This window comes from Bacillus sp. AG4(2022) (genome assembly GCF_031844465.1).
GTDB classification, from domain to species: domain Bacteria; phylum Bacillota; class Bacilli; order Bacillales; family Cytobacillaceae; genus Bacillus_AB; species Bacillus_AB infantis.
The window spans coordinates 63367-86575 of sequence record NZ_JAUZVH010000004.1; the positions used below are offsets into that span (position 1 = coordinate 63367).

25 protein-coding genes and 1 riboswitch are annotated in these 23209 nt (G+C 46.9%); of the genes, 17 read left to right on the forward strand and 8 right to left on the reverse strand.

Annotated features, from left to right (window positions below; all coding sequences use genetic code 11):
- Positions 1 to 4: 4 nt before the first annotated feature.
- From Q9R36_RS11870 to Q9R36_RS11880, 3 genes are read right to left on the reverse strand one after another with little or no spacing between them, the layout of a single operon-like run.
- Entirely contained in the window at positions 5 to 1090 is a 1086-nt protein-coding gene (locus Q9R36_RS11870) for a sensor histidine kinase (protein ID WP_311225170.1), read from the reverse strand.
- A complete protein-coding gene (locus tag Q9R36_RS11875) occupies positions 1077 to 1775 on the reverse strand; it encodes a response regulator transcription factor (RefSeq protein ID WP_253618967.1) in 699 nt (232 codons plus the stop codon). Before Q9R36_RS11875 ends, Q9R36_RS11870 begins: the two co-directional genes overlap by 14 nt.
- Positions 1776 to 1789: 14 nt before the next feature.
- Positions 1790 to 2503, reverse strand: coding sequence for a cytochrome c biogenesis CcdA family protein (locus Q9R36_RS11880; protein WP_129613089.1), 714 nt, complete (start codon positions 2501 to 2503; stop codon positions 1790 to 1792).
- Positions 2504 to 2697: 194 nt separating this feature from the next.
- Between Q9R36_RS11880 and Q9R36_RS11885 the strand changes: the two genes are divergently transcribed.
- From Q9R36_RS11885 to Q9R36_RS11930, 10 genes are all read left to right on the forward strand, one after another.
- A complete protein-coding gene (locus Q9R36_RS11885) occupies positions 2698 to 3084 on the forward strand; it encodes a DUF302 domain-containing protein (protein ID WP_101548540.1) in 387 nt (128 codons plus the stop codon).
- A gap of 47 nt (positions 3085 to 3131) precedes the next feature.
- Positions 3132 to 4265 carry an MBL fold metallo-hydrolase gene (locus tag Q9R36_RS11890; RefSeq protein ID WP_311225171.1) on the forward strand — a complete coding sequence of 378 codons (1134 nt, stop codon included), beginning with the start codon at positions 3132 to 3134 and terminating at the stop codon, positions 4263 to 4265.
- Between the two features lie 172 nt (positions 4266 to 4437).
- On the forward strand, positions 4438 to 4626 hold the full coding sequence (locus Q9R36_RS11895) for a hypothetical protein (RefSeq protein ID WP_311225172.1): 189 nt from the start codon (positions 4438 to 4440) through the stop codon (positions 4624 to 4626).
- Positions 4626 to 4985 (forward strand): rhodanese-like domain-containing protein, encoded by a 360-nt coding sequence (locus Q9R36_RS11900; protein ID WP_311225173.1) that lies wholly within the window; start codon positions 4626 to 4628, stop codon positions 4983 to 4985. The genes Q9R36_RS11895 and Q9R36_RS11900 overlap by 1 nt, the downstream gene beginning before the upstream one ends.
- Before the next feature lie 130 nt (positions 4986 to 5115).
- Entirely contained in the window at positions 5116 to 5598 is a 483-nt protein-coding gene (locus Q9R36_RS11905) for a GNAT family N-acetyltransferase (protein ID WP_009794660.1), read from the forward strand.
- 12 nt (positions 5599 to 5610) lie between these two features.
- A complete protein-coding gene (locus Q9R36_RS11910) occupies positions 5611 to 6048 on the forward strand; it encodes a GNAT family N-acetyltransferase (protein WP_232217706.1) in 438 nt (145 codons plus the stop codon).
- An 89-nt stretch (positions 6049 to 6137) separates the two neighbouring features.
- A complete protein-coding gene (locus tag Q9R36_RS11915) occupies positions 6138 to 7082 on the forward strand; it encodes a DMT family transporter (RefSeq protein ID WP_224948560.1) in 945 nt (314 codons plus the stop codon).
- A 241-nt stretch (positions 7083 to 7323) separates the two neighbouring features.
- A complete protein-coding gene (locus tag Q9R36_RS11920) occupies positions 7324 to 8148 on the forward strand; it encodes an STAS domain-containing protein (protein ID WP_180827270.1) in 825 nt (274 codons plus the stop codon).
- Positions 8149 to 8262: 114 nt separating this feature from the next.
- Positions 8263 to 9267 carry a DUF3231 family protein gene (locus tag Q9R36_RS11925; RefSeq protein ID WP_311225174.1) on the forward strand — a complete coding sequence of 335 codons (1005 nt, stop codon included), beginning with the start codon at positions 8263 to 8265 and terminating at the stop codon, positions 9265 to 9267.
- Between the two features lie 585 nt (positions 9268 to 9852).
- A complete protein-coding gene (locus tag Q9R36_RS11930) occupies positions 9853 to 11631 on the forward strand; it encodes a cation:proton antiporter (protein WP_311225175.1) in 1779 nt (592 codons plus the stop codon).
- A gap of 73 nt (positions 11632 to 11704) precedes the next feature.
- Here the strand turns inward: Q9R36_RS11930 and Q9R36_RS11935 are convergent, their stop codons facing one another.
- The 5 genes from Q9R36_RS11935 to Q9R36_RS11955 form a co-directional block, all read right to left on the reverse strand.
- Positions 11705 to 12400 (reverse strand): ABC transporter ATP-binding protein, encoded by a 696-nt coding sequence (locus Q9R36_RS11935; protein WP_094767823.1) that lies wholly within the window; start codon positions 12398 to 12400, stop codon positions 11705 to 11707.
- Positions 12401 to 12417: 17 nt separating this feature from the next.
- Positions 12418 to 13881 (reverse strand): ABC transporter permease, encoded by a 1464-nt coding sequence (locus Q9R36_RS11940; protein WP_101548552.1) that lies wholly within the window; start codon positions 13879 to 13881, stop codon positions 12418 to 12420.
- A 143-nt stretch (positions 13882 to 14024) separates the two neighbouring features.
- Positions 14025 to 14456 (reverse strand): hypothetical protein, encoded by a 432-nt coding sequence (locus Q9R36_RS11945; protein ID WP_311225176.1) that lies wholly within the window; start codon positions 14454 to 14456, stop codon positions 14025 to 14027.
- A complete protein-coding gene (locus tag Q9R36_RS11950; RefSeq protein ID WP_311225177.1) occupies positions 14456 to 14959 on the reverse strand; it encodes a DinB family protein in 504 nt (167 codons plus the stop codon). Before Q9R36_RS11950 ends, Q9R36_RS11945 begins: the two co-directional genes overlap by 1 nt.
- 66 nt (positions 14960 to 15025) lie before the next feature.
- On the reverse strand, positions 15026 to 15736 hold the full coding sequence (locus tag Q9R36_RS11955) for a uracil-DNA glycosylase family protein (RefSeq protein ID WP_129613098.1): 711 nt from the start codon (positions 15734 to 15736) through the stop codon (positions 15026 to 15028).
- Between the two features lie 309 nt (positions 15737 to 16045).
- On the opposite strand from Q9R36_RS11955, the gene Q9R36_RS11960 reads away from it, so the two are divergent.
- From Q9R36_RS11960 to Q9R36_RS11990, 7 genes are all read left to right on the forward strand, one after another.
- Entirely contained in the window at positions 16046 to 17704 is a 1659-nt protein-coding gene (locus Q9R36_RS11960) for an alkaline phosphatase (protein WP_129613099.1), read from the forward strand.
- A gap of 157 nt (positions 17705 to 17861) precedes the next feature.
- Positions 17862 to 17941: riboswitch (glycine riboswitch) on the forward strand.
- A 160-nt stretch (positions 17942 to 18101) separates the two neighbouring features.
- Positions 18102 to 19478 carry an amino acid permease gene (locus Q9R36_RS11965; RefSeq protein WP_129613100.1) on the forward strand — a complete coding sequence of 459 codons (1377 nt, stop codon included), beginning with the start codon at positions 18102 to 18104 and terminating at the stop codon, positions 19476 to 19478.
- Positions 19479 to 19547: 69 nt separating this feature from the next.
- A complete protein-coding gene (locus tag Q9R36_RS11970) occupies positions 19548 to 20408 on the forward strand; it encodes an MBL fold metallo-hydrolase (protein ID WP_094767828.1) in 861 nt (286 codons plus the stop codon).
- Between the two features lie 10 nt (positions 20409 to 20418).
- On the forward strand, positions 20419 to 20553 hold the full coding sequence (locus Q9R36_RS11975; protein ID WP_009794643.1) for a hypothetical protein: 135 nt from the start codon (positions 20419 to 20421) through the stop codon (positions 20551 to 20553).
- Between the two features lie 17 nt (positions 20554 to 20570).
- Positions 20571 to 21203: a copper homeostasis protein CutC gene (locus Q9R36_RS11980; RefSeq protein ID WP_009794642.1), complete on the forward strand. Its 633-nt coding sequence runs from the start codon at positions 20571 to 20573 to the stop codon at positions 21201 to 21203.
- Positions 21204 to 21528: 325 nt separating this feature from the next.
- Positions 21529 to 22167: a helix-turn-helix domain-containing protein gene (locus tag Q9R36_RS11985; RefSeq protein WP_311225178.1), complete on the forward strand. Its 639-nt coding sequence runs from the start codon at positions 21529 to 21531 to the stop codon at positions 22165 to 22167.
- 15 nt (positions 22168 to 22182) lie between these two features.
- Positions 22183 to 23151 carry an LCP family protein gene (locus Q9R36_RS11990; RefSeq protein WP_311225179.1) on the forward strand — a complete coding sequence of 323 codons (969 nt, stop codon included), beginning with the start codon at positions 22183 to 22185 and terminating at the stop codon, positions 23149 to 23151.
- Positions 23152 to 23209: the final 58 nt, after the last annotated feature.

A 23209-nucleotide genomic window follows, 5' to 3' on the forward strand; every position in this document is an offset into this window, starting at 1 on the left:
TCTCTCACCCGATTCTATAGCGTGAGTCATGTTCTCCGGCAGGAAAGGCAATCCAGAAGGTATGATGGGTGCCGTCTGTCTCCAATCCAATCTCCCCTCCATGCGCCTCTGCAATTTTCCGGCTGATAGACAGCCCAAGCCCTGCCCCTTCGGCTTTCTTCGTGCGCGAGGACTCCAGTCTGTAGAATCTTTGAAAAATCAGCTCTTTTTCGCCGGGATCAATGAACTCGCCTTGATGGATAAACCGAATCATACAGCGGTTTTGCACCCTTTCTGATTCAATCGCAAGCAAGTGGCCTGTATCATAGTCAACAATATTCTGAAGCATATTGGTAAACACTTGCTTCAGCCCGTCCCTGTGGCCATCCATTGCAAAAGGGGTCAGATGTATGTGGACTTCATGGAACCGGTCATCCAATTTCAGCTTGAAGGCGGAAATGGTTTCTGACAGAATCTCATCAAGCCTGACTGGTTCAAAAGATTTTTCCAGGAAGACATTGCCCCGTTCCCACCTATCCAGTTCGGTGATCAGTTCGACTATCCGGGTAATGCGGAGCGATTCTTCCAGAAGGGAGCCGAATAATTCCGGATTCCCTTCGATAACCCGGCCCTGCAGTGCTTCCAGGTATCCGTTGATATTTGTCAGGGGGGTCCGGAGTTCATGGGAAATGTCCCTGAGCATGGTATCACGCTGCTGCTGGGCAGATTTCAGGGATTCTGCCATCATGTTGAAATTGCTCACAAGCTGGCCGACTTCTCCTGATGGAAGGGGGGTAATTTTATCAGGAAACTGCCCGGCATTAATCTCGACAGCAGCCTCTGAAATAGATTGGATGGGCCGGAGGATCCTTCTGACAGACAGATAGTGGACAAAGCCTGCAAGTAGGAAAGCGATGATGCTGGCAGCAATGAGAAACCTCCCCAATGTCCGGACGAATTCCTGGCCTTCCATTTCCTTCTCATTGACCAGATAGCAGGCATAATTGTTCACGGACAGGCCGGCGATCAGGATGACGATGACGATGACAAGGCTGTTGACGGCAATCAGCTTGGACATCAGGAGCTGGGCGTATTTTTTAATATGCTTCAAATTTGTATCCCATCCCCCTGACTGTGTGGATATATTCGTTCGGTGTCTTCTCTTTGATTTTTTCGCGCAGATGCTTGATGTGGACATCGATTGTCCTTTCGGTTACCGCTTTTTCCTGATGTTCATAGATGAAGTTCAGGATTTGCTCACGGGAAAGGATTTGTTCAGGATGCTTCATGAACATATGAAGCAATTTGAATTCAAAATTGGTCAGTTCAAGCGGTACGCCGTTAAAGCGGGCTTCTCCTTTTACAGGCTTGATGGTCAGGCCGGCGAAGCTAAGCTTTCCGCACCGGCTTGCTGTCCGGCGCAGCACCGCCTCAATCCTGACCATCAGCTCTGCCGGGCTGAACGGTTTTACCACATAGTCATCCGCCCCAAGCTTGAAACCTGCTATCCGCTGTTTCTCGGATGCTTTTGCCGTCAGCATGATGATCGGGACCATGCTTTTCTGGTCGGCCCTTACCCATCTGCAAAGCTCTTCCCCGCTCACCAGGGGCAGCATGAGGTCGAGAATCAGTAGACAGGGGTCATATTGCAGAATCTTGTCCTTCGCCTCTGCCCCGGTTTCTGCTTCCAGTACTTCATAGCCTTCTTTGGCCAGATAGATTTTCACCAGATTCCGGATTTTCGGATCATCTTCTACAACCAGTACGGTTTTGCCGATTAAATAGCTGTTATCCATGTGCTACCCCATTTCTAGAATTCAAATAAACTGTAGGCGGAAAGCCAGGCACTGATTTTTTGCATCTGCCCTGTTAAAATGAACAGCCCGAGAGCGATCATGATGACGCCATTAATGACGGCCAGCTTTGATAAATGCTTGTTGATCTTTCTGATGCTTTTCAGTGAATAAGAAACGAGGATGGAAATGAGCAGGAAAGGTACTGCCATTCCTATAGAGTACGCGGTCAGCAGGTAGACCCCCTGGATGAGCGTATCATGGGAACTTGCCAGAAGCAGGATCGATGATAGGGCGAGTCCGACACAAGGGGACCATCCGCTGGCAAAGGCCATTCCCAATAAGATAGAACTGAAGAGCCCTTTTGGCTTTCGGTCCGACTGCACTTTCTTCTCCTTCATCAGCAGCTTGAGGTTTATTATTCCCGCCATCTGCAATCCAAAAATGATGATCAGAAGGCCGGCCGCCTGCATGACATAAATCCGGTAATCAGCCAGCACCTGTCCCAGCAGGCTGGCAGACGCCCCCAATGTAATAAATATCAGGCTGAAGCCAATAATAAATCCGGAAGATCGGACGAAAAGCTTGCTGCGCTCGACCTGCAGTTTCGCATTCTCAATTGTCCCGCCAGTCAAATGTGTGACATAAGCGGGCAGAAGCGGAAACACACAGGGAGAAAAAAACGATAATATCCCCGCAGTCAAAGCGAACCATATACCAATATCAGCCATACTCTTTCACTCCTTTCTTACAGTATCCATGCTCTCTGTTAAGTTTTCGTTAAAAGGGTCCTTTTGTCCCGGAAAAAAATAAGAAGTTTACTGCCGGGCCGAATAAGGGCATAGTTTAATACCCCTACTAGTATTCTAGCATAGGCAAATACAAGCCAATCTAAAGTTTTATTAAAAGAAAGGAATGAAGTCCGATGAATTTTCATTACACCGTCACCACCCGCAAATCCATACAGGAAGCGTTCACTGCATTGGAGAACAATCTGAAAGAGGAGAAATTTGGAGTTCTATGGACATTTGATATCAAGGAAAAGCTCGAGGAAAAAGGATGCCATCTGGATGAAGAGTTCATCGTCCTTGAGGTTTGCAATCCGAAAGAAGCAGAGCGGGTACTGAAGGAAACTAAACTTGCAGGATACTTCCTGCCCTGCAAAATTGTTGTGTATAAAGAAGAAGGCCAAACGAAAATCGGCCTGCCCCGGCCGACATCCCTCATCAGCATGCTGGACCAAAAGCCGCTGCAGGAAATGGCGGAAGACATTGAACAGCGCCTGATCGGCTGCCTGGACAAAAGCGTATAAGAACGAGTAAGGGCATGAAGAATTTTTGCCTGAAAGGAGATCTGCATATGTCTGTAAAAACAATTTCAGTAAAAAAACTTGCAGAAAAAGTGATCAGTGGAGAAGAACTTTTCATCGTGGATGCCAGGAGTACAGATGCTTTTGATGACTGGAAGATCGAGGGGAAGAATATAGAAGTATTGAATGCCCCTTATAAGAAGGTGACAGAAGAGGGGATCGAACCTATTCTGGACAAGCTTCCAAAAAATAAGGAAATCTATGTTGTTTGTGCAAAAGGAAATTCCTCTAAAAAGGAGGCCGAGGAATTCGTTAAAGCGGGATTCACGGATGTTTATTCCATTGAGGGCGGTATGAAAGCATGGAGTGAGCATTTAGAACCGATCAAGATCGCTGATCTGAAAAGCGGAGGTTCGATCTATCAGTTTGTCCGGATTGGCAAAGGCTGTCTTTCATATTTGGTTGTTTCGAATGGAGAAGGGGCGATTGTAGATGCCAACCGTATGATTGAACAATACCAGGATTTTATCCGGGAACATGAAAGCAGTGTCATGCTTAAGTCTCTTATTGATACCCATCTTCATGCGGACCATATTTCAGGGGGAAGAAGGCTTGCCGAGGAGGCAGGCGCGGACTATTATCTCCCGCCGAAGGATGCGGAGGAGGTGGAGTTTTCCTATAAGGAACTTCAGGATGGGGATGATATTTCAATCGGCAATGTTTCAATCAAGGCAGTGTATTCACCAGGCCACACGATCGGCAGCACATCCCTGCTTGTCGATGGAGACTATCTTTTAACAGGCGATATTCTGTTCATTGATTCGATCGGCCGTCCGGATCTGGCTGGAAAAGCAGGGGGATGGGCCGATGATTTGAGAGAGACCCTGTACTCCCGCTACAAGGAGATCCATGATGATGCAGTTGTGCTCCCTGCCCACTATATGTCGATTGAAGAAATGCACGAAGACGGCAGCGTGTCAGCAAAATTAGGGGATTTATATAGCCGGAATCATGGCCTCAACATCGAAAGTAAAGAAAGCTTCCGGAAAGCAGTAACAGAGAATCTTCCTCCGCAGCCAAACTCTTATGAAAAAATCAGGAAAACCAATATGGGAAAAATGCGGCCGGAAGTGGATGAGCAGGGCGAAATGGAAACAGGGCCGAACCGGTGTGCTGTAAGGTAAGGAGATTTACAAGTTTATGGATTGGTGATTACCTAATTGAAAGGGCTGTAATGGCCCTTTTTTTGTTGGGAAAACTTCTTTTATTCTATCCGGGATTTTGGATTTACCACGCTTGACTTTATACCCGTAGGGGTATATTATTGAACCATAACATAAATATAGGGTGGTGCGTATGCTTATTTCAGTCATGATGGTAATATTCGTCGGTTTAGCAGCGAGCCTTTATAAGCGCTATGTCCCTGTTCCCCATGTCCCTTGCACCGAATCCGGCAATGATCCTGGCCTGACCGCAGTCGATATCAGGGATTATAATAACAAAGCTGTAGATATGAACTGTGATTCACTGAGGAGGAAGCCTTGATGGAATATCTAAACTATCTGCTGATCGGGCTATTAGTATTCTTACTGCTGCAGCGGATGCTGCCGGCAAAGGGAATAAGGCAGATTACAACCGCTGAACTAAAGGGCGAGTTAAAGGATAAAAAGAAACAATTTATCGATGTCCGCACCAACAGGGAATTTCAAACCAATCATATCAAGGAATTTAAAAACATCCCTCTGCATGAGCTTCATGGCAAATCAAACATGCTGGACAAAGATAAAGAAGTGGTCGTGATCTGCCAGAGCGGGATGAGAAGCAATAAAGCAGGCAAACTGCTGAAAAAGGCAGGCTTTAAACATATTACGAATGTAAAAGGCGGCATGAGCGCCTGGAGCTGAATATATGCGCAGATGCGCCCTCTAAAGACAACTAGGTAGCATACCGCCCGGCTGTCTTTTTTTGTATAGCAGGATTTCCAGCATATCGCGGTGAATATACAGAAGATGCCGGCCAGAGGAGTGCAAAGGGATGGAATACGAAATCATCAAAGCAGGAGCGGAGCATGAGGAAGCGCTCCAGAATTTATTGCAGTTTTATATTTATGACTTTTCCGAGTTTATCGATGCATATGTCGAAGAGAATGGAAGATTCAGCGAGTATCCGCTGAGCGGCTATTGGACGGAAGAGGGCCATTTCCCCTATATAATTAAGCTGGATGAGCGCTATGCCGGTTTTGTGCTGGTGACAGAAGACAGCCAGGCTCTTTCCATCAACGAGTTTTTTATTTTAAAAAAATACCGCCGGGAAGGCCTTGGGAAGCAGGTGGCGAAGGATATCTTTGGGCTGCATAAAGGCAGGTGGGAGATTTTCCAGATCGAGAAAAACAAGCCCGCCCAAGGGTTTTGGCGGTGTGTGATAGATGAATATACAAACGGGGATTTTACGGAGCGGGAGGATGAGCATAAGCGGGTCATACAAGAGTTTGTCAGCGGAACAAAGCAAAATACATAAATGCAGGGAGATATGATGATTTTTTTAAAAGAAGTAGACAGACATAATTTTTTTGATGTGATTGATTTAAAGGTAGCTGAAGAGCAAAAGTCATTTGTCGCAACGAATCTGTTCTCGCTGGCACAGGCGAAGGCATTTCCAGAGTGCAACTGCCTGGCAATCTACCATGAGGAAAAGCTGGTAGGATTTACGATGTACTGCATGGATTTTGACGATAAGGAATATTGGATCTACCGATTGATGATTGACGCCAAATATCAGTCCAAAGGCTATGGGAAAGCGGCGATGGAGAAGCTGATTGAGCTGATTAAGGAGGACAAGGACCACCAAGTGATCTATTTAAGCTTTGAGCCGGAGAACGACCGGGCGAAGGAAATGTATGAAAAGCTTGGATTTGAGGCTGACGGCCGGGTGATTGATGGGGAGATTGTTTATAGGCTGGGTTATTAAGACGGAGTTGGGCCGGGGGGACAGGTCCCTTGGCCCATTTTGGGCCAGAGGACCTGTCCCCATGGCCTTTGAAAGGTGGAGAATCAAGCATGGACAGGCGTAAGGGAATACTTCTTGTTATGACGGGCGCGATGTTTTGGGGAATTGGCGGTACAGCGGCCAAGAAGCTTTTTCAGGATTTTCAGATTGATGTGGATTGGCTGGTGACCGTCCGGCTGCTCATTGCAGGGGTTTTGCTTTTAGCCGTCCAATACTTTGCAAAAGATCGTGCCCAGATCCTTGGTGTGTGGAAAAAGAAGAGTTCGGCTCTTCGTTTGATTATTTTTGGTCTGCTCGGAATGCTTGCTGTCCAATACACCTATATGGCATCGATTGAGCATGGAAATGCTGCGGTGGCAACGCTTCTGCAGTATTTGGCCCCTGTGATGATCATCTTATACCTGGTCCTCCGCAAACAAACGGTGCTGACGCGGGGAGATTTGCTGACCATCGCTTTGGCTTTGTTCGGAAGCTTCTTCTTGCTGACGAACGGCTCCATCTCGCATTTATCTGTGCCGGTGCCAGCGGTCGTATGGGGAGTTTTGTCCGGGGCGGCTTTGGCCTTTTATACGCTGTATGCTGTGCCGCTGCTTAAGGAATACGATTCCCTTGTCATTGTCGGATGGGCAATGGTGATTGGCGGGCTCGCGCTGAGCTTTGTCCATCCTCCCTGGCGAATGGACAGTCAGAGCTTAACGGGTGAAGCTTATGTGTATTTAGCCTTTGTGGTCCTTTTTGGGACGATGATTGCATTTTGGTTTTATATAGAAAGCCTGCAAATCCTGCATCCGAAGGAAACCAGCCTTTTGGGCAGCGTCGAGCCGCTTGCGGCTGTTCTGACAACCGTATTTTGGCTGAAGGAGCCTTTTGGTGTCTTTCAGTGGGCGGGTACGGCCTGTATTATTGGGATGATTTTATTTATTGCGCTGAAAAAAGAGCCTGCTGAGGGGAAGATGCTGCCGGGTGGCAGAGAAGAGCCGCTCAGAGTAAGCTAGGGGTTCTATCTGACCCTCCAAAAGGGAGAGTCGCAAATATATAAAAAAACTCGCAAATATATCCAAAAACTCGCAAAGATAGGCTGAGGGTAGGCCGGGGGAAAAGATCATCTGGCCACCCTGATGCAAGGGACCCGACCCTCCGCTTCAAAAAACCTATAAAAACTGGTTTAACTGTTATAATATCCGGGTATAAGTAAATGTTTTTTATTCATATAGCACATAGTAGGGGGATGTAGTAATGAGTATCAAACGAATCTTGAAGGATGAGTTAGTGCAATTTATTAACAACCACGGGGAAGAGTTTGAAAACAAATTGCTGTCTGAAGCAGTGAATGTTTCTGGGAAGATCAATGAGATTTTAAATAAGGGGAATATTGACCTTCTAAAAAATGCGAGGAAGTTAATTTACTTTATTGTTGACCACAATGAAAGCGACCTTATCGCATTTGCTCAGGAAGAAGGGGTTGCCTGGGCAGGGCATTCTTTAACTCTTTCTTTGAAACTGGAATGGGTCCAGGCCATAAGAAGAACAACTTGGCACATTATCGGCAGCCTTAATGAGGAAAGAGATGAGAAGATTCCAGCTTCAGATTTTTTTGAGTTGGAAAAAGCGGTGAATGACCAGATTGACCAGTTTCTTAACAATTTCTTCTTAAGCTACTCAAAATATAAAGATACAATGCTTCTTAAACAGAGGGAAACGGTTGAACATTTATCTGTACCTATTATACCGGTCAGTGAAACGGTTTCTGTCCTGCCTCTGATTGGATCGATGGATACGTACAGAGTTGAAATAATAGAAGAGAAGGTTCTAAATGAAATTGCAGCTACAAGGATCCAGACACTTGTTATTGATCTGTCAGGCATTGCCATGATGGAAAAAGATGTGATGGATGATTTTGAAAAGGTCCTGGCAGGAGTGGGCATGATGGGTTCAAAGGCCATTCTTACCGGGCTGAGGCCGGATCTTGTCAAAAAGATGGTCCGTGCCGGTATCCGCTTTGAGAAGGGTGCTGAAACAAAGGGGACGCTTCAAGAGACGTTAAAGGCATACCTGAAATAATCGACAAAGCAAGGCCGTTGAATCGGTCTTGCTTTATTTTTTTATCAAAAATTTCACCCCTCCGCTATGATGACTTTCTAAAAAAAGGACATAATATTTGCGAGGTGATTGGATATGAATAAGGAAAATTTCAAACTGACATCTTCTGAGATCGGTTCCTTGTGGGGAGAGTACATAAACGGAACAGCGGTTGATATAGTGAATAGATATATGTATTCCATTATTGAGGATGAAGAGATTAAGAGCATTTTTAATGAAGCGATCATGATATTCGAGCGGCAAAAAGCAAAATTAAAGGCGTTTATTGAGAACGAAGGTTTTCCTGTTCCTATTGGGTTTAACCAAACCGACCTGTACCCAGGTAAGCAGAGGTTGTTTACAGACACATGCTGCCTGAATTATTTAAATATCATGACTACACATGGACTGCTGGGGCACACCACATCATTAGGCATTTCGGTAAGGAAAGACTTAAGGTTATTTTACGGCGAATGTGATGAAGATGGGAAACAAATGTATCATCAAACTGTTGATTTATTGCTTGAGAAAGGACTTTTCCAAAGGGACCCGTTATTTTATCCAGAAGGACAGCCTAAGTATGTCACAAACAAGGATTTTAAGGATGGTTTTTTCGGCAATGGCAGAACGCTTTCGGCACCGGAGGTCATCAGTATTTCTTTGAACATCAAAAAGAGCATTATGGCCAAAACTCTTTCGATTGCTTTCAGTCAAATTGCCCAGTCAGAAGAGGTAAGAAAGTTCTTAACCAGTTCTGAGAAGACTGCCGATGGCCAGATCAAATCTCTTTCTAAGATCATGCAGGCGGATAATCTGCCGGTGCCAAAGTCCTGGGAAACAGAAGTTACTGTATCAACGGAATCGCCTTTTTCCGATAAATTAATCATGTATCATATGGGATTCTTATTTCAAGCCGCCCAAAATTACCATGGTGCTGGCCTGGCTTCTGCAATGAGAACCGACCTGGTCACTACGTACGAAGCAACCATTCTGCAAAACCTGGTGGTTACAAAAAACTGGTTTGATATTATGGTGAAAAACAAGTGGCTCGAACAGCCTCCGCTGGCACCGAATAGAGCAGAAATGGCGAAGCGGAAATAGCTTAGAATGCCCTACGATCAGATAGGGCATTTTGCTGTTGAAGGCATCTTATAAAGCCTGAATGAGGGGAGGTAAGAAGTGAGCTGACGATAGCTGAGGTGAGATTCAGCGGGTTTGCCCTTTGCAATCTGCGCGGAGTATACACTGTATTTGGTGCCTGGTCCCGACTTTTTCTAAAGCTTGAAGCATTGGGGCCATACATCATTTTACTTAAATTTTAGTGATATCTAATATGATTTTGCTGACATATCACATATGGAGACACCGAGCTGGCCGGCAGCTCCAAGTATAAGCCCAATAATAGATTCTTTCGGAGAACCAGCAATTAAAATCACTGTAAAAAAATCAGATGATTGCTGAACTTATCTGTAATACCACATTAAAACCTCCTCTTTCCGGATTTTACCCTTCCGCAATTAGAAGTAAAGGCCATCATGTTTTTCTATTTGAAAAGCGCCAAGGATCAATATCTGAAGCCAATCTATTTCTATACCGCCCAATAATTTGGTAAACTTTCCGGTATGTGATAAGTGAAAAATATGCCAATTGGAGAAGGTGATTGAGATTCAACCAGAATTTACTTTAATGAGCATAGTTATTGTGATTGTACTCGGTATGTTTTCGCAGTGGCTGGCGTGGCGGATTCAGTGGCCATCCATCGTAATCATGACGGTTGCCGGGCTTTTAATTGGCCCGATATTCGGCCTTGTCAATCCGCAGGAAGGGCTGGGGGAGCTGTACAGCCCGATTATCTCTCTTGCTGTTGCACTGATCTTATTTGAGGGCAGTACGAGCCTTGATATCCGCGAGCTGAAAGGCATTTCCAAGTCTGTTTTTCGCATTGTAACACTTGGAGCACTCATTGCCTGGATCGGCGGTTCTTTAGCAGCCCACTATATTGCCGGGCTGGATCTTGAAATTTCCTTTATCATCGGCGGATTATTTGTAGTGACCGGGCCTACAGTCATCATCCCATTGCTCAGGCAGGCAAAATTGTCTGCCCGCGTCTCTTCGGTTCTGAAGTGGGAAGGAATCATTGTAGATCCAATTGGTCCTTTACTGGCCTTATTTGCTTATGAAATTATCAAAATTACCTTGGATGGACCTTTTCAGTTTAAAGATTTCATTCCGTTTTTTATCGAGGCCCTCCTGGCGACTTTAATCGGTCTTGTAATAGGGCTGCTTGTCAGCTTCCTGGTGAGCAGAGGATTGTTCCCTGAATACTTGAAATCACCGCTGATCTTTTGCTTTGTCCTGATTTGCTTCACGCTTGGCGAAGGGATCATGCATGAGACTGGGATGCTGGCTGTAACAGTCATGGGACTGACGCTTGCCCGGACGAAGAAGCATGTCCATTCAATCGGAAGCATCGGCCATTTTATGGAGAACATTTCGGTTATGCTGACGTCCACTGTCTTTATATTATTGACGGCCTCTTTGACAAGAGAGACGATTATGGACGTTTTCACGTGGCCGATCATTTTATTTGTCATCACTATGCTGTTTCTTATCAGGCCGGTGTCTATCTGGCTTTCCACAATCGGAACAGAGCTGACACTGCAGGAAAAAACACTCGTGAGCTGGATTGCGCCAAGGGGAATCGTTGCCTTGACGGTTTCAGGGTATTTTGCCGCTTTATTAATAGAAGATGGCTATTCAAATGCAACGATACTAACGCCGCTCACCTTGGCCCTTGTTTTTATTACGGTGTGCGCCCATGGCTTTTCCATCGGTCCGATTGCCCGGAAGCTGAAATTGGCAAATCCGGAGTCTTCAGGCGTCCTGATGGTGGGGGCGAGCAGTTTCGCGATTGCCTTCGCTAAGCATTTGAAGGAGATAAACGTTTCCGCCCTGATCACAGACACGTCCGCTGACCGCCTCTTCCTTGCAAAAAAGCTGGAGATTCCGACCTATCAGGGGGAGATCCTTTCCGAGCACAGCGATTTCGAAATCGACAAAAGCCCTTATAATTTCCTCCTGGCTATGAAAGGGAATGCAGCCTATAACGCGCTTGTTTGCCAAACCTATCTTCCTGAATTCGGATATAACCATACCTTCTCGCTGCCGACAGCAGAAAGGAAAACCGAGCATAAGGAAATCTCCACCGCGTTCAAAGCACATCTGCTGTTTGGAGAAGAAGCGACCTTTACTGAGCTGAACAGAATGGTCAATATCGGCTATAAACTGAAGACAATTGAAATTGACAGCAAGCAGACAGGGGAAAAAGAAGAAACGGAAACGGACAGAATTCCGCTATGCGTAAAAAGAAAGAACGGCAGCCTTGTTTTTTTCACCTTCAGCGAAAAGCCTGTACTAAATGAGGGAGATTTGCTAGTGGTGTTAGAGCAGGGGGAGAAAGAATAAATATAGGTGCCTGACCCATTCTGAGCTGTAAAGCAGCGTGGGCCAGGCACCTTTCCTATTTTTTCAGCAGCAATCAGACCAGGGTTTCAGCACATTCTCTTTTGTTCAAAGTAATCTTCCCCTTTGATAGCTTGATCGTAATGTCAGATTTCTCAGCAATATTCTGGTCATGGGTTACAACAATCACACATTTCCCTTCGTTATGAGCCAAGTCCTTCAGCAGGTTCACAATTTCGTTTGCTGTGTTTTCATCCAAATTTCCTGTCGGTTCATCGGCCACAATCAGATCAGCTTCGCAGCAGAGTGCCCGGGCAATCGAGACACGCTGCTGCTGGCCGCCGCTTAGTGTCAGCACTTTCTGCTGTGCCTGCCTGCTGGAGATGCCGACACGCTCCAGCATATTCAATGCGAATTCTTTTTTATTCTTATGGCTTGCCCCTGTGATTTCCATTGCCGTCATCACGTTTTGAAGCCCTGTCATATAGGGAAGCAGATTGTAAGATTGAAAAACAATGGATACATACTTATTGCGGAATTTCGTTAGCCCGATTTTCTTTATATCCTTCCCCTCATATACTACCGCTCCCTCTTTGGGAACATCCAGGGCGCTGGCGAGCGCAAGGAACGTCGTTTTTCCTGAACCGGATGGGCCGATGATTGTGTAAAAAGCCCCCCTCTCAAAGCTGACATTGATATTGTTAAGGATCATATGCTTTTTATTCTCTTGTTTGTACCAATAACTAATATTTTCAAATTTGAGTAAAGTCATTTTGTCTCCTCCATCCTTTAATCCTGTCTGCTCAATATCGTTTTAGGCTGAAGACGCAAAACCGTTAAGGATGGCAGCAGGGCAGACAGGGCTGCAATCAGAATGCCAATCATTGCAAGCATGGCAAGATCTTCTGCTGTGACGCTTACGTCCAATTCCTGAATGGTTTCAGCCTGCTCTGATTGAGCTTCAGGCATACCCGGCATTCCGCCGCCAAAGCGCATCCCCCCGCCGCGGAAGGATTCAGGTTCTGAGGTTACCGCAGCTGACTGCAATTCCTGATTCAATAGCTGGTCGCTCACTTCTTTGGCCACGATATTGCCGCTGAGAGTAGCAATTCCGAGGGAAAGCGCCGCAACGAGAAGAATCTCAGCGATGAACTGGCCGGCCATTTTCCAGCGCCGTTCACCAATTGCCAAAAGGACGCCCATCTCATATTTGCGTTCACGAATCGACATCATCACAATCAGCCCCAAAATGATGGCACCTGCAATAGAGACAAGATAAACAATATTATTTGAAAAGCTTGCTACGTTCTCGATTGGCCCGACCATCTGCTGGTACAGCTGATCATTTGCATCAAGTTTAAAGGTTTCAAAATCAATGCTGCTCTCCTTTTTAGCCTGTGCGACAAAGCTTTCCATATCAGCAGGATCATCAATATAGTAAGTGGCACTGTCAATGGTCCCCTCATAGCCGCTGCCTTTAAGTGCAGCAGCATTGGTATAAGGCACATAAAGCTTGTTATATGGAATCATGGCAGTAAAGTCCATGCCCTGGTCAGAGCCTGTGGAAGCTGTTTGATAGATACCTTTGATTTGGAGCTCGAGTGTGGCCGAATCATCTCTTGGATTGGCCACTGTAATGGAGTCGCCCACCTTCAGTCCGTTTTCCTCTGCAAGAGTCTGTTCAATGAGAACAACGTTTTTTCCCAGGTCGTCTTCCGTAATATGTTCACCCTCGATGATTGAAGCAGTGCCGTCCATGAATTCCGCAGTGGAATCAGTAAAGCTTACTCCCTGAAGGCTGACGTCTCCCTGGGCCATCCCGCCGCCCATCCTGCCGCCCGGAGCAGCTGATTCTGTGGTGCCTTCTTCTGTTGTTCCTGACTCATTATTTGTGATTGGTTCAAAGCTTGAAGCAAGGGCAGTAGTAGAAGAATAGAAATTATAGCCTTTGATTTGTTCATATGAGGTCAGTTCTTCTGCTGCTTCTGCAGGAATCGGGGCAGACTGGAATCGCATGCGTTCTCCGTTCGTCTGCTGGGACTGCATCTGCTCGCGCATCTTTTCCATATCGACCTGCAGGGTGACGTTGGCGCCAAGCTTCTGCCGGGCAAGATCGCCTGATTTTTTGGCGGCAGTCTGAATGGATAGGCCGGCCAGAACCAGGACGCAAATGACCGTGAAAACAAAAATTTGCAGCAGGCTTTTACCTTTCCTGGCTTTCACGCTTAAAAAAGACCTTTTTAAAAAGTTCATACATTTCTCTCCTTTAGCCAAATTGGGTACAAGGCTAATCTTAAGAGGAATTTATGGCAAAAATGTGAACGAATTATTGCCTAAAAAGGAATAAAAACAGGTGCCTGGCCCCGTATTGCATATCAGCGGGGAAGGCACCTGTTCTATTTCCGTTTCTTAAGGTAAAAAGCAATAGCGATGGCAGCTGCCAGCAATAGAAGGGTGAGGAGGACATAAGGAACCAGATCCATCCAATGAGAAGGAGCCTCATGGGCAAAGGCTGCTTTTCGCCATTCATTGTCCGCAATTTCAACAGCTATGCCCTCGTCAGTTGGCAGATCCTTTATCTCAAAATAATTTGTACCAATCTGATATTCATTGGAAGCATTCCCGTAGTATTCTCCCGTCATGTCATCAGGGCGGGTTTCTACTTCGCCAATATTCTCTCCGATTAGGCTTTCCGGCACGTTTTCATCTGTCACTTCATAAACATTTCCATCCCAGACGACGAAAGGGTAGGCCCAGCTTAATGCCTGGGCGGAAGCTGCGAAAATTATCAAAACGAATGGGAAAAGCAGCAGAGTTCTTTTCATCATCACATCTGCGGAGCTTCCATCCCCATCATGGCCCATTCCTCTTTGGCTGGGCCATAAACACCGGGAACCGTTAACCCGGCCTGGCGCATAAGGATGGTCATTTGCCCGCGATGGTGAATTTGGTGCTGGATGATGAAGAATAACAGCTGGCCGTTTGACATTCTTTGGCCGAAGAAGTCTTTTTCTTCGCTGAGAGTTTTATCTGTCCACTGCTCCTTGACTGCATGAGCGAGAGCGCTGCTCGCTTTTTGGTAGATTTCAGAAATGAATTTGGCTGATTGGGGGACCGGATAGTCTTTGGCGGGTGCCTCAAAAGCCAGGCCGGTTTGAGAGGCCATTACACCGATTGCTGTTGCCGTATGCCAGGCAATCCTTCCCAGTGCCCAGTTCTGGGCTGTGACCTCCTGGGACAGGGATTCATCTGTCAGCTGGTCGAGGACCTTCTGTGTTGTATGTACTTCATAGTTCCATAGCTTTAAAAAACCATCCAATGTCTGAAACATCTTCATTCCTCCTTGCTTCAATTCTTCACCAATATATTCCCTGTCTGAAGAGAATTACCTGTTTTTTCAAGGAAATACTTTTGGTGTAATTGAAATGCTGCTGATGATGGACTTTTTTACAGAGTTGTAAAACGGTTTGCCTGCCCTGTAAAGATAATTAGGATGATAGGTGCGAAAAGCCTGGGGATGCAAAGATCCTCCCTTTAACCTTGCTAGTTTTCCAGCAGGTTCATGAGCGAGTGGATGATAGGTCAAATTCGGCCACTCGGCTTTCAGGTATTGGTCATATCGCGGTCCTGTGAAAAATAGAACCACGTCAGGCTTCAGGATCTCCAATTCTTCCCTGATCACAGGGAATGCTTCCTTTTGAATAGCTACCAGACTCTTCTTGGGAGCGCCTTTGCTGTTTTCCTTTCCTAGCTTGATAAGATTATTCCAGACTATCTCAACACGCTTGTCCGGGTAAGCTTCTTTTATATCCCCGGTATAATCTTTTACCGTGTTCCAAAAAGGCCCTCCATAGCGGAAGCACTTCCCCTCGCCAAAAAACCTGGAGTAGGTCCCCAGCAGCTCCTCTATGGATTTAGAGCCCAGGCTGCCTTCCCATGTATTCGTTTCCTGGCCCAAGAACATTACTTTTAAGTCGGCTTTTTGATATTGTTCCTCATCGTTTATTTTCAGAAGAAGAGGGTTGCTGAGATTGTTTCCTTCAAGAGAAGAGAGCATGCCTGGATAATATTTTTCGTATAAGTTATAAAGCTGTTTGTTTATCATCATATTCCCTTTCTTTTTTATCATATATGGATGACTTTACCACAAATTAGGGGCAGATGAAGGGTTGGTTAATTATCCTGCTTGCAAGGAGCATATTCTAAAAGGAGTTATGAGGAAATCATTAGGCACTGCTCACTTCAGCTCGGGACTTGAGCAGAATATCCTAATAAAATCTTACTTTTAACAAAGGATAAAACATGCCATATGTCCTGTTTCCTGCAATTTACAATCACTTAACAGAATATCACAAGAAAATTAATACATCCTCATTATGCTGATAATTAGAAACTATCAATTAAAGGGGGATTTGAAATGAAGAATCATTTGAGGAATAAGGTTGCCGGGATTTCTGTGGCTGCGGCTGTTGCGTTTTCTTCTCTGGGATTTGCTGTAAACAATCACCTGGCTGAGGCAAAGGACAACAAGAAGAAAGAGCCTGCCAATGTCATTATGATGGTCATGGACGGGACAAGCGCAGGGGCGACTAACCTGGCGAGATGGTACAAAGGCGGGAATCTGGCGATGGATGAGATCCTCATCGGGGGGGTGCGCACCCATTCCGCAGAATCGGCAATCACGGATTCTGCACCTGCTGCAACGGCTTTAGCAACAGGCAATAAAAGCAATGACAAGGTAATCGGGCTTCTGCCTGCACTGGTGAATACACCGGGTGTCTCTCCAGTCAGCGAGAAGGATGCCCACAGACCGGTGGCCAATGTGCTCGAGGGGGCAAAGCTGGCTGGAAAGTCGACAGGAATCATTTCCACATCTGAAATTCAGCATGCAACGCCTGCAGGATTTTCATCACATGCGGCGCACCGCAGCAATTATCAGGACATTGCCGAGCAGCAGGTATACCAGGGCATTGATGTAGTCCTTGGCGGAGGCAAAGAATCTCTGGCACCAGGAACAACCAAGAATGCCCGCGTTGATGGCGAGAATCTATTGAATGTGATCAGCCAAAACGGCTACCAGTTTGTCGAGACAAAGGAAGCCCTCCTAAAATCGAAATCAAATAAAATCTGGGGCTCATTTGCGCCTTCCGCAATGGCCTATGACTTTGACCGAAAGGCTGCAAAGAGCAGCCAGCCTTCTCTGGCTGATATGACGAAAAAAGCGATCACAACGCTGGACAAGAACAAAGAAGGCTTCTTCCTGTTTGTTGAAGGAAGCAAGGTGGACTGGGCAGCGCATGCCAATGACACCGTCGGAATTCTTAGTGATGTACTGGCATTTGATGATGCAGTGAAAGAAGCACTCGATTTTGCGAAAAAAGACGGCAACACAATGGTCATCGCAGTCAGTGACCACGGAAACAGCGGAATCACAATGGGGAACGTCAACACAAACAGCAATTACCCGGAAATTCCTGTATCAGCTTATATCGACCCGCTGAAAAAAGCGTCCATGACACTTGAAGGGGCTTTAAGCCAACTGAAAGCAGACCGCTCAAACATGGAAAAAGTGGCCGGCTTGTACGGATTGGATAATCTGACAAAAGAAGAACTCGATAAATTGAAGGCGTCCGCAAACCTGCAGTCTGATATGGCCAAAATGCTCGCAAACCGCGCGAATATCGGCTTCTCGACTGGCGGGCATACCGGCGAGGATGTATTCTTGTACGCATATGGACCATCAAGGCCTTTCGGATTGATCGATAACACTGATATTGCTAAAGCAATGGCAAAGCATATGGGCTTCAGCCTGAAATCCGTTACAGACAAGCTGTTCGTCAATGCGAAAGAGTCGTTTGAGAAAAAAGGCTACAAGACCCGCATTGATGTAACAGATGCGAACAACCCGGTCTTTATCGCAGAAAAAAGCAAGACAAAGATCGAACTGCCTGTGAACAAAAATATCGCTCATATCGTACAGAACAACAGGATTGTCACGAAAAAACTCGATGGCGTCACGGTCTTTAACGGAAAAGATTTCTATGTTTCCGAAAAGGCTTTGAATCTGTCTAAATAATGGTACAAGAGGTGCTTCCCCGGGGAGGCGCCTTTTTCTTTTTGTTAGAGAAGGAAAACGGAACGGTTGACAAACGACCCGTTCGCTACTATTATATAAAAAATATTGCTGTATAATTTCATACCAAGCTATGAATGCCATGGGTCGTGCTGTGGCAGGAGCAGCTTCTGGAGAGACCGCGGGTTTCCGCGGCGCCGAAGGGTTCACCATCTCAGGCAAAAGGACAGAAGAGTATTGGATATACATTTGGCATGCTTTATGACTTGCCTTTATATTCGTTATTCTGATGATCAGGAGATTGGGGATTCCCCAGTCTCTTTTTTTATTGCAGTAAAACTTTGTGTTCAATAGTTCACATCTAAGGGGTCAGACCCCATTTTAAGAGGAGGAATCAGGAATGGCACAGCAGGAGTTAAAAAGAGATTTAGCCAATCGGCATGTACAGTTGATCGCGATTGGCGGCACGATTGGGACAGGGTTGTTCCTTGGGTCCGGAAAAGCGATCCAGCAGGCCGGCCCGTCCATCATCCTTGCATATCTGCTCGTCGGAACCGCCTTGTTTTTTGTCATGAGGGCACTTGGGGAGCTGCTCTTATCAAAAGCGGGCTATCAATCTTTCACAGATATCGCCGAAGATTATCTTGGGCCGCGGGCAGCTTTTGTGACAGGCTGGACCTATTGGTTCTGCTGGATCATGACCGCGATGGCCGATGTAATCGCAGTCGGCGTCTATGTTCAATACTGGTTCGACATCCCGCAATGGGTGCCGGCCATCATCTCCTTGATTATCCTGCTCGGATTCAACCTGCTGACGGTCAAGCTGTTCGGGGAGCTGGAGTTCTGGTTTGCCCTAATAAAAGTAATTACGATCCTTGGGCTGATCGCAGTCGGCATCTTCCTGCTGATCACCGGATTTAAGACCGATGCGGGAACCGTTTCGCTGAGCAATCTCTGGGAACATGGCGGAGCATTCCCGAACGGGGCGGCAGGATTCTTATTTTCCTTCCAGATGGTAGTCTTTGCTTTCGTTGGCGTGGAACTCGTTGGCGTTTCGGCAGCGGAAACGAGCAGCCCGCAGAAAAATATCCCGGCTGCCATCAATAAGATCCCGCTCCGCATCCTGTTTTTCTATGTAGGCGCCCTGATCGTCCTTTTGTCGATCAATCCATGGACAGACCTGAATGCAGCAGAAAGTCCCTTTGTGAAAACCTTCAGCCTCATCGGGATCCCGGTTGCAGCTGGAATCATCAATTTCGTCGTCCTGACTTCAGCTGCATCTGCCTGCAACAGCGGGCTGTTCTCAACGAGCCGGATTCTGTTCAGCCTAAGCAAAAACAATCAGGCACCGGCACGTCTGAACAGGCTGAATAAGCAGCATGTACCGGCCAACGCTCTGTGGCTGTCTGCCCTGGTCGTATCAGTGGGGGCTCTTTTAAGCAAGCTCTTGCCAGGACAGGCGTTTGCCATTGTGACCACCATCAGCGCAATCTGCTTCATCTGGGTATGGGGCGTCATCCTGATCTGCCATCTGAAGTATAAAAGAACGCGCCCTGAGCTGCATGCGGAATCTGCTTTTAAGGCGCCGTTCACTCCATTAGTGAATTATCTCGTTCTCGCATTGTTTGCGATGATCCTCCTGATCATGCTGATTGCCGAAGAAACAAGGCCGGCGCTCCTGCTGACGCCTGTGTGGTTCCTTCTGCTGTATGTAGTCTATTTTTACAGAGGGAAGAAGAAGAAGGAAGAAGTGCCTGCGGTTAAAGGAGTACATTAAGATGGCCATGATTATCTCCCTGAATTATGCTATAAAGAAAGGGCATAGAAATCAGCCAAAGGAGATTGAATGATGGAGCAAGAATTGGTTCTATGGTCAGACAGGATTTCATATTTAACGCCTGTCGGCCCGACAGACAGGCCGATCCTGATGGCTGTCTCGGGGGATAAGCATACCTTAATGATAGATGCCGGCAATTCTGCGGCACACGCAAAGCTATTTTTGGAAAAATTAAAAGAAGCGGGTAGGCCGGAGCCAACTGTGGCAGCCATTACCCATTGGCATTGGGACCATATCTTTGGGCTTGAATCCCTGGATATTCCGTCGATTGCCTCTGTTGATACAAGGGTGGAGATGGAAAAACTGGTCCCATTTAAGTGGGATGACCGATCACTGGACGAGCGGGTTGAGGAGGGAATTGAGATCCAGTTCTGTGCGGATGCGATCAAGGAAGAATTCCCGCAGCAGGAACGGCCTATCCGGATCAGCCTGCCGGACATAACATTCAAGGATGAAATGACGATCGACCTTGGCGGCATCACCTGCGTCCTGAAGCAGGTGGGCGGAGACCACGCCCCTGATTCGGTCATTATTTATATAAAAGAAGAGCGGATCGCCTTTCTGGCCGATGCGACTGCGCCGAAGATGTATGCGCCAACCTGGCGTTTTACGGCCAAGGCAACACTCGACATGCTTGATAAAATTGAGATGTTCAATGCGGATACGTATATCATCTCCCACTGGAAGCCTATTACAAAAGAAGAATACCAGGCGGAGGCGAGCCTGCTCCGGACTCTGTCCCACTTAGTGGCAGCGTACGAAGGCGATCAGGATAAGATGAAAAAAGGTCTTGAAGCGTTTTACGGCCGGCCGCTTACCAATGAAGAACAAGAAACGCTCATGTACTTTGTGAATGGTTTTATAGGATAGGGGGATGAAGATGGCGAAAAAGAGATGGCTGGTGATCCTGCTGCTTCTATTAATTGCAGCAGGCGTATTGGATATCCTATTTGAGGGGCTGTTTTTTCAAATGCTGCCCGATTCAATCCAAACTAATTTAAGGGACATGCTTTAAGCCGAAAGGATGAGAAGATGCTGAAGGAAGTGTGTGTAGAAAATCTGACACTGATTCCGGAGAAGATCAGTAAAGGCGCCCAACGCGTGGAGCTGTGCGATAATCTTTCGGTCGGAGGGACAACCGTCAGCCATGGTGTTGCCGTGAAGGCAATCGACTATTGCCGCAGGCATAATGCGGGAGTCATGGCGATGGTGAGGCCGCGGGGCGGAGATTTTGTCTACAGAGTGGAAGAAATCGAGGTTATGAAGGAAGACATTATTCATCTTAAGCAGCTCGGCGCAGATGGCGTGGTGTTCGGCTGCCTGACGGAGGATGGCTGGATTGATGAAGGGGCTATGAAGGTTTTATTGGAGCTTGCAGAAGGGCTGGAGACTGTCTTTCATATGGCGTTTGACCATATCCGGCATGACAGGCAGCTGCAGGCCATAGACTGGCTGGCGGAGCATGGTGTGAACCGGGTTCTGACGCATGGCGGGCCATCTGAGTCTGGAATCCTTGAGAATCTGCCGCGTCTTCAGGAGTATATGGAACACGCTGCAGGCCGGATTACGATCATGCCGGGCGGCGGGATTACGGATGAAAATCTTCCTGAGATTGCGGCAGAGCTGGATATTCGAGAGATTCATGGGACTAGGATTGTTGGGTAAGTGCGAATTAGTGGGAGGGAGGCCGTGCGGAACGGTCTCTTTTTTTGTGCCCGCAAGATGGGCAGGTTGCAAATATATGGTGAAAGTCGCAAGTAAAAAGGTGAAGTTTCAAATATCTTCCAGGAGTCGCAAATATCTCCCGAAACTCGCAAATAAACTCGAAAACTCGCAAATAAGCGCCTGGAAATTCCTTCTGCCAGTTAAAAAAATCCCCTCGCAAACAGATAATGCCCTAACCAAGCATTCCCTTCTGAGGAATGTTGACAAAACGTCAACACTCTCTGTAATATTGATAGAAGTGATATAGCTAGAAAGGAAAGAGAGCATGGCAGAGAATAGCAAGGAAATTGGCGGGCTTTTGAAGGGGCTGCTGAAAGAGCGGTCACTTTCTATGAGAAAGCTGGGCCAGCTGGCGGGGATCGATCCAGCGGTGATCTCGAAGATTGTCAACGGAAAGCGCAAGGCGACCCCTGAGCATTTGCAGCGGTTTGCCGAGCATTTGAACGTTCCGATCTCCAGATTATATGAGGCCGCTGGCTATCCGCTCGGCCCCGCGTCAGAGCGCAATGACTCGATTGGCCAGATTCAGGATATCCTCGAAACGGCCCACCTGATGGACGGGGAATTCCGTCTTGAAGATGTGAAGGAAGAGCTGGCAAAATATGAAGAGCTTTCACAGACAGGGGAAGGGACCGGGAGGATTCTCAGCCAGTTTGATGAGAAGGTCAAAAAAGTGGCAGGCATGGGACCCTTTATCCAGCAGCTGCAGGAAATGTACGAGAAATTCTCCTTGAAAAAAGGCACGAAGACGGAGCTTGCCCTGATGGGAGGCGCCCTCCTTTACTTCATTGCCGCTGTTGACTGCATCCCGGATTACCTCTTTCCGGTCGGATATTTAGACGATGCCGTGGTGATCCATTGGGCCATGAACGCCCTTCCGATGAAAAAAACAAAGACTATATAAAGGATTGGAGATAACATGAGCAGACTAGCACGCAATAAAAAGAAAAAACGCGGATGGAAAGTATTCACTGTTATGCTGCTGCTGATTGTGGCAGCCGGCGGCTATTTCGCCTACCAATACCAGGCGGGTGTGGACATGGCTGACCCGGTGAAGGCGAAGCAAAAAGAAGAGGATATTGAGTTCAATGGGGTGAAAAGCCTTGATGATAAGATCAATGTCCTTTTGCTTGGAGTCGATGCACGTCCGGATGAAGAAAAGTCACGCACAGACTCTATCATGGTCGCACAATATGACCCGAAGGAAGGAACGGCCAAGGTTATTTCCGTCATGAGGGATATCTACACAGAAATCCCAGGCTATAAAAATTACAAACTCAACACTGCATTTTATCTGGGCGGACCGGACCTGCTCCGCGAAACGCTGAAAAATGATTTTGACCTGGATATTGAATATTATGCCCTGATCGACTTTAAAGGGTTTGAAAAAGTGGTTGATGCTCTTGCTCCGGAAGGGATTGAAATCGATGTAGAGAAGCAGATGTCCGCTAATATCGGTGTCTCCCTCGAGCCGGGGCTCCAACGGCTGAATGGTCAGGAACTGCTTGGATATGCCCGCTTCCGCAAAGATGCCGAAGCTGATTTCGGACGGGTCCGCCGCCAGCAGCAGGTCATCAATGCCATGAAGGATCAGCTCCTGAGTGCTAATGGCGTCCTTAAACTGCCTAAGATGCTCGGCACCGTGCAGCCCTATATTCAGACAAACCTTAAGGGTGCAGACCTTCTCGGCTTAATGAAGAGCCTTGCCCTGAAGCAGCCGGAGACAGTGGAGACTCTGACCGTTCCTGTTGAAAACTCATATACCAATGAAAGATATGACGGAATCGGGCTGGCGCTCGATATCGACTTTGAACAAAATACAGAAGCCATCCAGGCGTTCCTGGATGGAGAACCAGCCAGTGTTGAAACCGGCACAACCGCTGAATAAAGAAAGAGCTGCAGCCTTCCAGGGGGGAGTGCTGCAGCTTTTTTCTATTCACTCTGAA

What these genes read in the sequence shown, in the direction of transcription:
- Q9R36_RS11990 (WP_311225179.1), top strand. Translation starts at nt 22,183, where the DNA reads ATGAGCAGACTAGCACGCAATAAAAAGAAAAAACGCGGATGGAAAGTA.
- Q9R36_RS11945 (WP_311225176.1), bottom strand. Translation starts at nt 14,456, where the DNA reads ATGATGAAAAGAACTCTGCTGCTTTTCCCATTCGTTTTGATAATTTTC.
- Q9R36_RS11980 (WP_009794642.1), top strand. Translation starts at nt 20,571, where the DNA reads ATGCTGAAGGAAGTGTGTGTAGAAAATCTGACACTGATTCCGGAGAAG.
- Q9R36_RS11955 (WP_129613098.1), bottom strand. Translation starts at nt 15,736, where the DNA reads ATGATGATAAACAAACAGCTTTATAACTTATACGAAAAATATTATCCA.
- Q9R36_RS11935 (WP_094767823.1), bottom strand. Translation starts at nt 12,400, where the DNA reads ATGACTTTACTCAAATTTGAAAATATTAGTTATTGGTACAAACAAGAG.
- Q9R36_RS11940 (WP_101548552.1), bottom strand. Translation starts at nt 13,881, where the DNA reads ATGAACTTTTTAAAAAGGTCTTTTTTAAGCGTGAAAGCCAGGAAAGGT.
- Q9R36_RS11905 (WP_009794660.1), top strand. Translation starts at nt 5,116, where the DNA reads ATGGAATACGAAATCATCAAAGCAGGAGCGGAGCATGAGGAAGCGCTC.
- Q9R36_RS11900 (WP_311225173.1), top strand. Translation starts at nt 4,626, where the DNA reads ATGGAATATCTAAACTATCTGCTGATCGGGCTATTAGTATTCTTACTG.
- Q9R36_RS11925 (WP_311225174.1), top strand. Translation starts at nt 8,263, where the DNA reads ATGAATAAGGAAAATTTCAAACTGACATCTTCTGAGATCGGTTCCTTG.
- Q9R36_RS11950 (WP_311225177.1), bottom strand. Translation starts at nt 14,959, where the DNA reads ATGTTTCAGACATTGGATGGTTTTTTAAAGCTATGGAACTATGAAGTA.
- Q9R36_RS11890 (WP_311225171.1), top strand. Translation starts at nt 3,132, where the DNA reads ATGTCTGTAAAAACAATTTCAGTAAAAAAACTTGCAGAAAAAGTGATC.
- Q9R36_RS11875 (WP_253618967.1), bottom strand. Translation starts at nt 1,775, where the DNA reads ATGGATAACAGCTATTTAATCGGCAAAACCGTACTGGTTGTAGAAGAT.
- Q9R36_RS11885 (WP_101548540.1), top strand. Translation starts at nt 2,698, where the DNA reads ATGAATTTTCATTACACCGTCACCACCCGCAAATCCATACAGGAAGCG.
- Q9R36_RS11920 (WP_180827270.1), top strand. Translation starts at nt 7,324, where the DNA reads ATGAGTATCAAACGAATCTTGAAGGATGAGTTAGTGCAATTTATTAAC.
- Q9R36_RS11985 (WP_311225178.1), top strand. Translation starts at nt 21,529, where the DNA reads ATGGCAGAGAATAGCAAGGAAATTGGCGGGCTTTTGAAGGGGCTGCTG.
- Q9R36_RS11895 (WP_311225172.1), top strand. Translation starts at nt 4,438, where the DNA reads ATGCTTATTTCAGTCATGATGGTAATATTCGTCGGTTTAGCAGCGAGC.
- Q9R36_RS11880 (WP_129613089.1), bottom strand. Translation starts at nt 2,503, where the DNA reads ATGGCTGATATTGGTATATGGTTCGCTTTGACTGCGGGGATATTATCG.
- Q9R36_RS11965 (WP_129613100.1), top strand. Translation starts at nt 18,102, where the DNA reads ATGGCACAGCAGGAGTTAAAAAGAGATTTAGCCAATCGGCATGTACAG.
- Q9R36_RS11970 (WP_094767828.1), top strand. Translation starts at nt 19,548, where the DNA reads ATGATGGAGCAAGAATTGGTTCTATGGTCAGACAGGATTTCATATTTA.
- Q9R36_RS11915 (WP_224948560.1), top strand. Translation starts at nt 6,138, where the DNA reads ATGGACAGGCGTAAGGGAATACTTCTTGTTATGACGGGCGCGATGTTT.
- Q9R36_RS11975 (WP_009794643.1), top strand. Translation starts at nt 20,419, where the DNA reads ATGGCGAAAAAGAGATGGCTGGTGATCCTGCTGCTTCTATTAATTGCA.
- Q9R36_RS11930 (WP_311225175.1), top strand. Translation starts at nt 9,853, where the DNA reads ATGAGCATAGTTATTGTGATTGTACTCGGTATGTTTTCGCAGTGGCTG.
- Q9R36_RS11910 (WP_232217706.1), top strand. Translation starts at nt 5,611, where the DNA reads ATGATGATTTTTTTAAAAGAAGTAGACAGACATAATTTTTTTGATGTG.
- Q9R36_RS11960 (WP_129613099.1), top strand. Translation starts at nt 16,046, where the DNA reads ATGAAGAATCATTTGAGGAATAAGGTTGCCGGGATTTCTGTGGCTGCG.